Origin of the sequence: Streptomyces phaeochromogenes (genome assembly GCF_001418655.1) — a bacterium.
Taxonomy (GTDB): Bacteria; Actinomycetota; Actinomycetes; order Streptomycetales; family Streptomycetaceae; genus Streptomyces; species Streptomyces phaeochromogenes.
Genome location: NZ_LIQZ01000450.1, coordinates 1 through 14215 on the forward strand (window position 1 = coordinate 1; position 14215 = coordinate 14215).

The 14215-nt window shown below is 70.6% G+C and carries 2 protein-coding genes; both read right to left on the reverse strand.

What is annotated here, in order from left to right; all coding sequences use genetic code 11:
* A partial coding sequence (locus tag AOK17_RS42460; protein WP_425424686.1) for a type I polyketide synthase occupies positions 1-10701 on the reverse strand: 10701 nt, incomplete at its 3' end.
* 109 nt (positions 10702-10810) lie between these two features.
* Positions 10811-14206 (reverse strand): SDR family NAD(P)-dependent oxidoreductase, encoded by a 3396-nt coding sequence (locus AOK17_RS42465; RefSeq protein WP_281198677.1) that lies wholly within the window; start codon positions 14204-14206, stop codon positions 10811-10813.
* Positions 14207-14215 lie beyond the last annotated feature (9 nt).

A 14215-nucleotide genomic window follows, 5' to 3' on the forward strand; every position in this document is an offset into this window, starting at 1 on the left:
GGTGTCGGGGCGTGTGGATGTGGGGTCGTAGAGCCGCCGGAGGTTCCAGCCCCGGTCGGTGGGGAACGGGGCGACCCCGTCGGCGCCGTCTGCGACCAGCTGCCAGAGGTCTTCGGGACTGCCGATGCCGCCCGGGTAGCGGCATGCCATTCCCACGATCGCCATCGGCTCGTCCGTATCGGATGCCCGCACCGGTACTGCGGTGTTGTTGTCGGCTGGGGTGGTGTGGAGGTGGGTGAGGAGGTGGTGGGCAAGCGTGGTGACGGTGGGGTAGTCGAAGACCAGAGTGGAAGGCAGGCGCAGACCAGTAGCAGTCATCAGAGCGTTGCGGAACTCGACGGCGGTCAGCGAGTCGAAGCCCATCTCGTTGAATGCCCGGCCTGGTTCGATCACCGTTTCCGGGCCGAAGCCCAGCACCGCCGCCACCTGAACACCCACCAGATCTGCCACGCGCGACAGTTGCTGCTCCGCATCCAGACCCTGCAGTCGGCGCGCCAATGCGGAGCCGTGAACGTGGGTGGTGGTCTGTGTAGCGGGCTTGATCAGTCCGTACAGGACAGTGGGAATCTCGTCGCGCCGGGTGTGTAGAGCGGTCAGGTCCAAACGGACGGGGACTGCGAGGGTTTTGCCGCAGGCCAGGACCGTGTCGAACAGGGTGAGGCCTTCTTGGTCGGTGAGGGGCTGGATGCCGGAGCGGGCCAGCCGGGCACGGTCCTGGCCGGTCAGCCGGCCCGCCATGCCCTCCGCCTGATCCCAGGGGCCCCAAGCGAGTGACTGTGCCGGTAGTCCGAGGCTGTGACGGTGGTCGGCGAGGGCGTCGAGGTAGGTGTTGGCTGCCGCGTAGTTGGCCTGGCCCGCACCGCCGAAGATCCCGGCGATGGAGGAGAACAGGACGAAGGCCGTCAAGTTCATGTCCTGGGTGAGTTCGTGCAGGTGCCAGGCGGCGTCGGCTTTGGGACGCAGGACGGTGTCCAGCCGGTCGGTGGTCAGGGACGGCAGCATTCCGTCGTCCAGAACCCCAGCCGTGTGCACCACACCGGTGAGGGGATGTTCCGGGTCGATGCCCGCGAGGAGGGCAGCCAGTGCGTCGTGGTCGGCAACGTCGCACGCTTCGATGTGGACGGTGGCGCCGAGTTCGGACAGTTCCGCTACCAGTTCGGTGGCGCCGGGGGCGGCGATGCCGCGGCGGCTGGTCAGCAGCAGATGCCGTACCCCGTGCCCGGTGACCAGATGCCGGGCAACCAACGCGCCAAGGCCGCCGGTGCCACCCGTGACCAGCACCGTGCCCGCCGGACCCCACGGCGTGGGACGTTCGGTGGTCTGGGCCGCAGTACGTGTGAGGCGGGGGATGTGTATGTGTCCGGCGCGGAGGGCGAGTTGGTGTTCGCCGGTGGCCAGGGCGTAGGCGGCAGCGCTGGGCAGTGCTGTGTGGGAGGTGGGGTGGTTGTCGGTGTCGATGAGGAGGTGGTGGCCGGGTGTCTCGGCCTGGGCGGAGCGGACCAGACCCCATACCGCCGCCGCAGCCACGTCGACGGGCGGGTCCGTGTCGGTGACGGACACGGCGTGCTGGGTGAGGACGATGAGTGGCGTGGAGCCGGGTCCGGTGTCCGGTTCCGTGACCGGGGACTGCAGGGCTTCAAGAGCGTCTGACAGTGTCTGCCGCAGAGCAGCAGCCGGGCCATCGGCCGCCTGGTTCGTGACCTGGTGGATGCGCAGAGCCTCCAGCCCGGCAGCCGCGCCGTCTTGGCCGATTGGGGCTGGGACGGGTGTCCAGTCCAGGTGGAAGAGGGACTGGCGGACCGGACGGCTGGTGTGGCTGGTCGTGTGGGGGGCGGGGCGGGTGGTGAGGGAGGTCACCGTGGCGACGGGGGTCCCGTGGACGTCGGCGAGGTGGATGGCGGTGGTGGCCGGTCCGGTGGGTTGGAGGTGGACCCGCAGCGCGGTGGCTCCGGAAGCGTGGAGCCTCACGCCCTGCCAGGCGAACGGCAGATGCGCGCCCGGCTCCTGCCCACCGTCGTCGTCGCCGTGGTCGTCTTGGCCGGTGCCGGCCAGGGCGTGCAGGGCGGCGTCGAACAGCGCCGGATGCAGCCCGAAGCCCGTCGCCTGCTCGATGGCCTGGGCGGGGAGTTCGACCTCGGCGAACACCTCATCCCCGCGCTGCCAGACCGCACGCACCCCCTGGAACACCGGACCGTAGGTAAGGCCTTGCTCGACCAGCCGCTCGTAGAAGCCCTCCAACGACACCACAGCCGCCCGCTCCGGCGGCCATGCCTCCATGCCAGAGGTTGTCGGTTCAGTGGCCTTCTGCTCCACCGGCATGACCACACCGCCGGCGTGCCGGAGCCACGGCTCATCAGGGACGTTCTCACCGCGCGAGTACACCGCCACCGAGCGGGCACCCGAGCCCTCGGGCGCACCCACGACCAACTGAATCACGACAGCATCATGCTCCGAGAAAACGAGCGGGGCCTCGATGGTCAGCTCGTCGAGAACCGGGCAACCCACCTCGTCCCCTGCCCGGATCGCCAACTCCACGAAGCCGGTGCCAGGGAACAGCGCAGTGCCCATCACCTCGTGATCGGCCAGCCAAGGATGCGTACGTGTGGAAATCCGCCCTGTGAACACCACACCCTCGGAGTCGGCGAGAGCAACAGCAGCGCTCAGTAGCGGGTGTTCGGCGGTCTCCAGTCCTGCCTGCTGCACATCCACCGTGTCCTGCGTGGCATGCATCCAGTAGTGCTTGTGCTGGAAGGGGTAGGTGGGCAGGTCTATGGGGTGGGTGGGCTGGTCTTTGAAGAGGGCGGGCCAGGTGATGGGCACGCCTCGGGTGTGCAAGTCGCCGAGGGCCCGCAGGAGTTGGGCCGTCTCGGGCCGGTCGCGGCGCAGGGCGGAAACCGTGTCCCCGTCCTGGTCGGCCAGGGCGGTCAGGGTGGCGTCGGGGCCGATCTCCAGAAACGTGCCGACTCCCGCGTCACGCAACGCCTGCATGCCGTCGCCGAAGCGGACGGCTTCGCGTACATGGCGTACCCAGTAGTCCGGCGTGCAGAGCTCCTTCGGGTCGGCGAGGGTGCCGGTGAGGTTGGAGACCAGGGGGATGACCGGCGGGTGGAAGGTGACCTTTGCAGCGACCTCGCGGAAGGCAGCCAGCATCGGCTCCATGAGTGGGGAGTGGAAGGCGTGTGAGACCCGCAACCGCCGTGTGTGCTCGAAGCGGGCCGCAGCCTGTGCGACCACCGCCTCCTCGCCGGAGATGACCACCGCATCGGGGCCATTCACCGCAGCGATCGCCACCCGCTCCAGACCCTCAAGAACCGCCGCGACCTCGTCTTCGGTGGCCCGCACCGCAACCATCGCACCACCCGCAGGCAGCGCACCCATCAGCCGACCGCGGGCTGCTACCAACGCACAGGCATCCGGCAGGGAGAACACCCCGGCCAGATGCGCGGCGGCCAGTTCACCGACGGAGTGCCCAGCAACGAAGTCCGGCCGTACACCCCACGACTCCAGCAACCGCCCCAGAGCCACCTCCAACGCAAACAACGCCGGCTGCGCGAACTCCGTACCGTCCAGACGGCCGTGGCCTTCCGGCTCTTCCTCCGGCCACATGATCTCCCGCAGGGGCAGGCCCAGTTCCCCGGTCACCTCATCCAAGGCGCGGGCGAACACCGGGAACGTGTCATACAACTCCCTGCCCATGCCCAGGCGTTGGCTGCCCTGGCCGGAGCAGAGGAACGCCAGCTTGCCCGGGCGGGCCACGCCCGTGACCGCGTTCGCCCCCGCTTCGCCCTCGGCGACCTTGGCTAGCCCGTCCAACAGCTCGGTCATCTCGGCACCGACTACCACTGCCCGGTACTCCAGCCCGGCGCGGGTGGTAGCCAGCGAGTACCCGACGTCCACCGGGTTCGGGTCCTGCTCGGTGATGTGGGCGGCCAGTTGTGCGGCCTGTTCCCGCAGTGCCGGTGCGGTACGGGCCGACAGCAGCCACGGCACCACCGGCAGAACCGGGGCGGCGGTCTGCTCGCTCTGCTCAGGATGCTCGGCTTGAGGGGCTTCCTCCAGGATCAGGTGGGCGTTGGTGCCGCTGATACCGAACGAGGAGACACCCGCCCGGCGGGGATGACCGTTGCGCTGCCAGGACTGGGCCTGCGTGAGCAGTTCTACCGCCCCCGCCGACCAGTCCACATGCGTGGACGGTTCGGTGACGTGCAGCGTCCGGGGCAGGAGGTCGTGGTGCATGGCCATGACCATCTTGATCACTCCGGCCACCCCGGCCGCCGCCTGCGTATGCCCGATGTTCGACTTCAACGACCCCAGCCACAACGGCCGCTCCCCGGACCGCTCCTGCCCATACGTGGCCAACAACGCCTGCGCCTCGATCGGATCACCCAACGCCGTACCCGTGCCATGCGCCTCCACCGCATCCACATCCGCCGCAGAAAGGCCCGCACTCGCCAACGCCTGCCGAATCACCCGCTGCTGAGAAGGACCATTCGGAGCGGTGAAGCCGTTGGAGGCGCCGTCCTGGTTGACCGCCGAACCACGAATGACGGCCAAGACCCGGTGGCCGTTGCGCCGCGCCTCGGACAACCGCTCCAGGGCGAGGACGCCGACGCCCTCGCCCCAGCTGGTGCCGTCGGCCGAAGCCGAGAACGCCTTGCAGCGGCCGTCGCGAGACAGCGCGCCCTGGCGGCTGAACTCGGTGAACATGTCGGGCGTGGACATCACGGACACGCCACCGGCCAGGGCGAGCGAGCATTCGCCCCGGCGCAGTGCCTGACTGGCGAAATGGATCGCGACCAGCGATGACGAGCATGCCGTGTCCACCGTGACCGAGGGCCCTTCGAGGCCCAGGGTGTAGGAGACGCGGCCCGAGATGACACTGCCCTGGACTGCGCTGGCGACATAGTCGTGGTGCATCAGGCCCGCGTACACGCCCGTCGGGCTGCCCTTGAGTGTCCCCGGGTCGATGCCGGCACGTTCGAACGCCTCCCAGGACGCCTCCAGCAGCATCCGGAACTGCGGGTCCAGCCGCAGCGCCTCACGCGGGGAGATACCGAAGAACTCCGGGTCGAACTCCGCTGCTTCGTAGACGTATCCACCGTCGAGGACGTAAGTGGTCTCAGGACGGCTGAGTTCGGGGTCGAGCAGTCGGTCGAGGTTCCAGCCCCGGTTGGTGGGGGGATCGGAGGTGATGCCGTCGACGCCGTCGGCGACCAACTGCCACAGGCCCTCGGGGCTGGTGACACCGCCGGGGTAACGACAGGCGATGCCGATGACGGCGATCAGGTCGTCGTCCGCCTCGGTGGACGCGACCATTGGGGCCGCCACGAACATGTCGGTACCGGATGCCTCGGCGAGCAGGAAGTCGGTCAGGGCACGCGAGCTCGGATGGTCGAAGACAACGGTGGCAGGCACCCGCAGGCCCGTCGCGGTCTGAAGGCGGTTGCGCAACTCGACGGCGGTCAGGGAGTCGAACCCCAGCTCCTGGAAGGCGCGTTCTGCCTCGATGGCGTCGGCCGCCGCGTGGCCCAGGACGGCCGCCACATGGGTGCGGACCAGGTCGAGAACGGTCCGCTCCCGGTCGGCGTCGGACAGCCCGGCCAACTGGGCGGCCAGCGCCGGGGTGTCGGCCACCGCCCGTTCGCTGCGAGCCGCTCGACGGAGTGGCGGGCGGACCAGACCCCGCAGGATGTGCGGGATGCCGTCGGTGCGGGCCCGGATCGCCGCGGTGTCGAGGTGGATCGCCAGAGGCACGGGCACGGCCGCCGCGACGGCCGCGTCGAACAGCCGGAGTCCTTCGGCGACGGTGAGTTCGAGCATGCCCCAGCGGTTGACGCGCGCCACGTCGGCCGTGCTGAGCTGCCGCCTCATGCCCTGCCCCTCGCCCCACAGACCCCAGGCCACGGTCCGGGCGGGCAGGCCCTGTGCGCAGCGGAGCTCGGCGAGGGCGTTGAGGAAGAGGTTGGCCGCCGCGTAGTTGCCCTGTCCGGGGCCGTTCACCAGGCTGGCCGACGAGGAGAACAGTACGAACGAGGTCAGAGGCATGTCGCGGGTCAGCTCGTGCAGGTTCCAGGCGCCGTCCACCTTGGGCCGCAGCACGTAGTCCAACTGCTCCGGGGACAGGGCGTCGACGACGCCGTTGTCGGCGACACCGGCGGTGTGGACGACGCCTGTCAGCGGGTGTTCGGGGTCGATGGTGGTGAGGAGCGCGGCCAGTGCGTCACGGTCGGCGACATCGCACGCCTCGACGCGCACCGAGGTGCCCGCTCCCGCTGCGGACAGTTCCGATACGAGGTCGGCGGCGCCGTCGGCGGCCAGGCCCGCGCGGCTGACCAGCAGCAGGTGGCGTACGCCGTGCTCGGCCACCAGGTGCCGGGCCACGACGCTGCCCAGGCCGCCGGTGCCGCCCGTGATCAGCACGGTTCCGGCGGCGGGCCACGAGGGGGCGGGGGCTTTCTCGGCGGCCGGTGCCGCGATGGCCTCCAGCCGGGGAACGAGACCCGCCCCGGCGCGCAGCGCGAGCTGTGGCTCGCCCGAGGCGACGGCGGCGGCGACGGCCGCCTCGGAGGCCGGGTCGTCGTCCACGTCGATCAGCACGTACCGGTCGGGAGTCTCCGCCTGGGCCGACCGCACCAGACCCCAGACCGCCGCGCCCGGGAGATCGGTGACCGCCTCGCCGTCGGTAGCGGAATTCGCCTCGCCGTCCGTAGCGGAGTTCGCCTCGCCGTCCGCGACAGAGACCGCTCCGTGCGTCACCACGACCAGGCGCCCGGGTCCCTGCCACTGCTGAAGTGCCGCCAGGACGTGGTGAGTCGCCGAGCGGACCTGCTCCGGGACGGGGCCCTCCAGGTTGCGGGGGCTGTGCAGCACGGTGAAGCCCTCGGAGGCCGCCGGGACTGTTCCGACGTCCACCGGGACTGTTCCGGCGGATGCCGGGGCCGCACCCGTGTCCGCCGGGGCCGCTCCCATGCCCGCCGTGTCGAGGGGAGCCGGTGTCCAGTTCACCCGGTACAGGGACTCCCCGCCGCCGGTGCCCCGGAACCCGCTGAGCTGTTCCACCGAGACGGGCCGGGCGATCAGCGAGTCGACCGTGAGCACGGGGGCGCCGGTGGTGTCGGCCACCGACATGCGCAGTCCGTCGCCGTACGGCGAGACCTTCACCCGCACCGCGGAGGAACCCGTCGCCAGCAGGGAGACGCGGCTCCAGGCGAACGGGATCGAGGTCTCCCCCATGCCCTTGTCGTCGTCCGCGTCACCCGAGTCCAGGAACCGGGTCTGCAGGGCGGCGTCCAGCAGCGCGGGGTGCACACCGAACCCGGCGGCGTCGGTCTGCGCCTCGGTCGGCAGCACGATCTCCGCGAACAGGTCCGTGCCGCGCCGCCAGGCCGCGCGCAGGCCCTGGAACGAAGGACCGTACGCGAATCCCTGCTCGACCAGCCGCTCGTAGAGCCCGTCCACCGGCAGGGCGGTCGCCCGCTCCGGAGGCCAGACCACCAGATCCGAGATCGTCGGCTCGGGGGTCTCCTCCCCTGCCGGTACGACGACACCGCCGGCGTGCCGCAGCCACGGCTCATCAGGGACGTTCTCACCACGCGAGTACACCGCCACCGAGCGCGCGCCCGACCCCTCGGGCGCACCCACGACCACCTGAATCACGACAGCATCACGCTGCGAGAAGACAAGCGGGGCCTCGATGGTCAGCTCGTCGACGACCGGGCAACCCACCTCGTCCCCCGCCCGGATCGCCAACTCCACGAAGCCGGTACCGGGAAGCAGCACAGTGCCCATCACCGCGTGATCGGCCAGCCACGGATGCGTACGTATGGAAAGCCGCCCTGTGAACACCACACCCCCGGAGTCGGCAAGGGCAACAGCGGCGCTCAACAGCGGGTGGTCGACGGGCCCCAGGCCGATCGACGCGGCGTCTCCGGCGGGAGTCACACCGTCCATCCAGTAACGCTGTCGCTGGAAGGCATACGTGGGCAGGTCCACGGGGCGAGGGGTGGGCCGGTCCTTGAAGAGTGCGGGCCAGTCGATGGGGACGCCTCGGGTGTGCAGGTGGCCGAGTGCGTTCAGCAGGTGGGGAGCTTCGGGTCGGTCCCGGCGCAGGGCGGGAATCGCGCCCCCGTCCTGATCGGCGTCCGCGGACAGGGTCACGAGGGCGGTCAGGGTGGCGTCCGGGCCGATCTCCAGGAACGTGCCGACTCCCGCGTCGCGCAACGCCTGCACGCCGTCCCCGAACCGGACCGCCTCACGTACGTGCCGTACCCAATAGGCGGGCGTGCACAACTCCTCCGGGTCCGCGAGAGCACCGGTCAGGTTGGACACCAGCGGGATCACCGGCGGATGGAACGTGACCGACCGGGCCACCTCGGCGAAGGCAGCGAGCATCGGGTCCATCAGCGGCGAGTGGAATGCATGCGACACCCGCAGCCGCCGCGACCGCTCGAAGCGCGCCGCGACCCGTGCGACCGCCGTCTCCTCGCCGGAGACGACCACCGCATCAGGGCCGTTCACCGCCGCGATCGCCACCCGCTCCAGACCGAGCTCCTGGTCCGCCAGGACGGCGGCGACCTCGTCCTCGGTGGCCCGCACCGCGACCATCGCACCCCCGGCGGGCAGCGCACCCATCAACCGGCCACGCGCCACCACCAACGCACACGCATCCGGTAGGGAGAACACCCCGGCCAGATACGCAGCCGCCAACTCACCGACCGAATGCCCAGCCACGAAGTCCGGCCGCACACCCCACGACTCCAACAACCGCCCCAGAGCCACCTCCAACGCAAACAACGCCGGCTGCGCAAACTCCGTACCATCCAGATGGCTATGGTCTTCAGTCTGTTCCGCGGGCCACATGATCTCCCGCAGGGGCAGACCCAGTTCCTCGATCACCTCGTCCAGGGCTCGGGCGAACACTGGGAACGTTTGGTGCAACTCCCGTCCCATGCCCAGGCGTTGACTGCCCTGGCCGGAGCAAATGAACGCCAGCTTGCCCGGCCGGACCGAACCCGCTGCCACGTTCGCCCCGGTCTCCCCCTTGGCAAGCGTGTCCAGTCCGCCCAGCAGGCCGGCACGGTCGGTGGTGGTGATGGCCGCACGGTGATCGAACGCGGCGCGGGTGGTGGCCAGTGCGTGGGCGAGGTCGCGCAGGACCAGGTCGGGACGCTGTTCGAGGTGGGACAGCAGTTGGGCGGCCTGGCCGCGCAGCGCCTCTTCGTTCCTGCCCGAGACCAGGAACGGCGGCAGCGGTGTTTCGGCAGATGCCTTGTCGCCCGGCACGGAGTGGGGCGGGGCTGTCGGCGCCTCTTCCTCGACCTCCGGGGCTTCTTCGAGGATGAGGTGGACGTTGGTGCCGCTCATGCCGAAGGAGGAGACTCCCGCCCGGCGGGGGCGGCCCTCGGGACGCCATGGCCGCGCATCTGTCAGCAGTTCCACCGCCCCCGCCGACCAGTCCACATGCGAGGACGGCTCGGTGACATGCAGGGTTCGGGGCAGGAGGTCGTGGCGCATGGCCATGACCATCTTGATCACTCCGGCCACTCCGGCCGCCGCCTGGGTGTGACCGATGTTGGACTTCAGGGAGCCCAGCAACAACGGCCGGTCCGTGGGGCGTTGGCCGTACGTGGCCAGCAGTGCCTGGGCCTCGATCGGGTCACCCAGGGTGGTGCCGGTGCCGTGCCCCTCGACGGCATCGACGTCCGCCGGTGTGAGGCGGGCGTTCATGAGGGCCTGGCGGATCACGCGTTGCTGGGCGGGTCCGTTGGGGGCGGTCAGGCCGTTGGAGGCGCCGTCCTGGTTGACCGCCGAGCCGCGAATCACGGCCAGTACCCGGTGGCCGTTGCGCCGCGCCTCGGACAGCCGCTCCAGCATCACCAGACCGACGCCCTCGGACCAGCCGGTGCCGTCGGCGCTCTCGGAGAAGGGCTTGCAGCGGCCGTCGGTGGCCAGGCCTCCCTGACGGCTGAACGCGACGAACGGTTCGGGCTTGACCAGCAGTGCCACTCCCCCGGCCAGCGCGAGCGAGCATTCCTGGCGCCGCAGCGACTGGCAGGCGAGGTGCATGGCGACGAGCGAGGAGGAGCAGGCGGTGTCCACGGTCACGGCCGGGCCTTCGAGCCCCAGTGTGTAGGAGACCCGCCCGGTGATCACGGCGCCGGCGCTGCTCGTGCTCATGTGCGCCTCGGCGATCTCGGGCCGGGTGGCCACCAGTTCGCCGTAGGCCTGGTTGCTCGACCCGACGAACACGCCGACCGGCCCGCCACGCAGTGAGTGGGGGTCGATGCCGGCTCGTTCGCAGACCTCCCAGGCGGTCTCCAGGATCAGCCGCTGCTGGGGGTCCATGGTGAGCGCCTCGCGCGGCGATATGCCGAAGAAGCCCGGGTCGAAGTCACCGATGTCCGAAACGAAGCCGCCCTCGTGCACGTACGAGGCGCCCGGCCGGTCCGGGTCCGGGGTCAGGAGTGCGTCGAGGTCCCAGCCCCGGTCGGACGGAAAGGGCTCGATCGCGTCGTTCCCCTCGGCGACCAGCCGCCACAGGTCGTCCGCCGAACGGATGCCTCCGGGATAACGGCAGCTCATCGCGACGATGGCGATCGGCTCCTGCTCCTGAGCCTCCGCCTGCCGCAGTCGCTGACGCGTCTGGTGCAGTTCGGCGCTGACCTTCTTGAGGTAATCGAGAATCTTCTTCTCGTCCTCCACCACCGTCACCCCACTGAGCAGATACCAACGGACTCTCGCGAGGGGCAAGAATCCGGCGGGCGTCGAAGGCGCGCCTACCCCTAACCGCCCCTACCGGCCGACCGGGGGCTCAGCCCACCCCGAGTTCCTTGTCGATGAAGGCCAGCACGTCGGCGGCGCTCGCCTCCTGGAGACGGTCGGCGACAGCGGCGGTGTCGGTGCCGTCCGTGCCGTCCGTCTCGCCGGTGCTCTCGGTGAGCCTGGAGATCAGTGACTGGAGCCGGGCGGGCAGCCTGGTCCTCGCGATCTCCTCGGGCGGGAGGGCGGTCATCGTGGCTTCCAGCCGGGTGAGGTCGGCCAGTACGCTGTCGACGGTTCCCGGTTCGTCGTCGAAGAGTTCCTTGCGCAGGTGCCGGGCGAGCGCGGCCGGGGAGGCGTGGTCGAACACCACGGTCGCGGGCAGCAGTACCCCTACTGTGGCGCCGATCCGGTTGCGGAGATCGATCGCGGTCATCGAGTCCATGCCGAGGTCCTTGAACGCACGGTCCTGCCCGACCTCTGCGGAGTCGTCGTAGTTGAGCACCTGTGCCACCTGCTCGTTCACCAACTCGACCAGCGCCGCCTCCCGGTCGGCCTCGGGCAGCGCTGCCAGCCTGGCGATCAGGGCCGGATCGCCACCGCTGCTGCCGCTGCCGCTGCCATTACCGTTGCCAGGGCCGGTGTCGGACGGTCCGGGGCGGTCGGGAGCCGCGAGCGCGGCGGCCACCTCCGGCAGTGCTCTCATCAGGGGACGCGGACGGGCGAAGGTGTAGGTCTCGGCGAACCGCGGCCAGTCGAAGTCGCCCGCCACGAGGTGGGATTCCCGGTCTTCCAGTGCCTGGCCGAGCAGGGCCAGGGCCGGTTCGGCGTCCAGGGCGGGAGCGCCGAGCCGCCGCAGCTGGGCCGCCGCCTCCTCATCGACCATGCCGCCCCGCCAGGCACCCCAGGCGACGGAGGTCGCCGCGAGGCCCCGGGCCCGGCGCCGGTGCGCCAGCGCGTCGAGGAAGGCGTTCGCGCCCGCGTAGGCGCACTGTCCGGCGCTGCCCCAGACGGCGGCGCCCGAGGAGAAGAGGACGAAGGCTTCCAGCGGCTGTTCGGCCAGTAGTTCGTCCAGATGCGTGGCACCGGCGATCTTCGACCGGCCGATCTCCGCGAACTCCTCCAGGGTCGTCCCGGACAGCCTCGCCGACTGATGCATGACTCCCGCGACATGGAACACGGCGGTCAGCGGATACTGCGCCGGCACGCTGTCCAGGAGGGCGGCAAGCGCGTCTCGATCGGTGATGTCACAGGCGGTGATGGTGGATCGGGCGCCCAACTCGGCCAGTTCGGCCGCCAGTTCACCGGCGCCTTCCGCATCGGAGCCTCGGCGGCTGGTGAGCAGCAGGTGATCGGCGCCGTTCCGGGCCAGCCAACGCGCGACATGGGCTCCGAGGACGCCCGTGCCACCGGTGACGAGCACGGTTCCGTGCGGCTTCCACGGCTGCCTCGACTGCCACGGCTGCCCGTCGGTGTCGGGAGTGCGAGGGGCGCGTACCATCCGGCGGGCGAACGTGCCGGACGGGCGGAGTGCCAACTGGTCCTCGACCGGGTGACCGTCGTGCCCGTGGAACGCGTCGTGGCCGTGGAGCGCTTCCGCGAGGCGGTCGGCCATGGCGTCGTCCAGTGTGCCGGGCACGTCGACCAGGCCGCCCCAGGTGTCGGGTTGGTCCAGCCCCAGTACGGTCCCCATCCCCCACACCACCGCCTGCGCGGGGCGGATCTCCTCGTCGCCGACAGGGACGGCACCGGAGGTCAGGCACCACAGACGCGCGGTGGCGCCGAGCGTCTCCAGTGCCTGGACCAGGGCGACCGTTGCCGCCGTGCCGCGCGAGAGCGTCGGCTGCCGGTGATGCGGCTCCTCGTCCAGGGCGAGCAACGAGAGCACTCCGGCGGGGGTCGCGTCGGTGGTGGCGAAGTGTTCGCGCAGCTGGGCTACGAGTCCTTCCTCGTCCGTGCCTTCCGCGCTCTCCGCGACGACCGGGACCACGTGGGCGCCGCCGTGCCGGGCGAGCCCGTCGACGATCGCCGAGGTCAGCGGATGGGAACCGTGTGAGGGCGGCACTATGACCAGCCAGCTTCCGGAGCTTCCGGAGCGCGCGGAGTCCGGCGCCGATGAGGTCGCCGTACCGCTTGGCGTGCCGGCTGGCGTACCGATCCCCGTACCGGCTGCCGAGCCGGCTCCCGTACCGAGTTGGACGGGGTGCCAGGCGATCCGATAACGGAGGCGGTCCAGAGCGGACCGATCGCGGTTGCGGCGGCGCCAGGACGACAGCGCGGGCAGCACCGGTGCCAGATCGGCGGGCTCGATGCCGAGATCCGCCGCGAGGGAGCCGAAATCCGCGCTCTCGACCGCCTGCCAGAACCCGATCTCGGCAGGATCGGCAGCCGCTGGAGCTTCGTCCGACGCCGGGGCCAGCCAATAGCGCTTGTGCTGGAAGGGGTAGGTGGGCAGGTCTACGTGGTTGGTGGGCTGGTCCTTGAAGAGGGCGGGCCAGTCGATGGGGATGCCTCGGGTGTGGAGGTGGCCGAGCGCGTGGAGGAGGTGGGGGGTTTCGGGCCGGTCCCTGCGCAGGGTGGGGATCGCGTCGCCGTCCTGGTCGGCGTGCGCGGCGAGGGTGGTGAGGGTGGCGTCGGGGCCGATCTCCAGGAAGGTGGTTGCTCCTGCGGCGCGCAGGGCTTCCAGGCCGTCGCCGAAGCGGACGGCTTCGCGCACGTGGCGTACCCAGTAGTCGGGTGTGCACAGGTCCTTCGGGTCGGCGAGGGTGCCGGTCAGGTTCGAGACCAACGGGATGACCGGCGGGTGGAAGGTGACCGACCGGGCCACCTCACCGAAAGCCGCCAGCATCGGGTCCATCAACGGCGAGTGGAAAGCGTGCGAGACCCGTAACCTCCGAGAGTGCTCGAAGCAGGCCGCGGCCTGCGTCACGGCGCTCTCCTCGCCGGAGATGACCACCGCGTTCGGGCCGTTGACCGCCGCGATGGTCACCAGCTGGTGGTCGTGTTCCTGGCCCGACAGCACCGCGGTGACTTCGTCCTCGGTGGCCCGCACGGCGACCATGGCACCACCCGCAAGCAGCGAACCCATCAGCCGGGCCCGGGCTGCCACCAGCGCACAGGCGTCCGGCAGGGAGAACACCCCGGCCAGATGCGCAGCCGCCAGTTCACCGACCGAGTGCCCGGCGACAAAGTCCGGCCGCACACCCCACGACTCCAACAGCCGCCCCAGAGCCACCTCCAGCGCGAACAACGTCGGCTGCGCGAACTGCGTACGATCCAGACGGCCGTGATCTTCAGTCTGTTCCGCGGGCCACATGATCTCCCGCAGGGGCAGGCCCAGTTCCTCGATCACCTCATCCAAGGTGCGAGCGAACACCGGGAACGTGTCATACAACTCCCGTCCCATGCCCAGGCGTTGACTGCCCTGGCCGGAGCAGAGGAACGCCAGCTTGCCCGG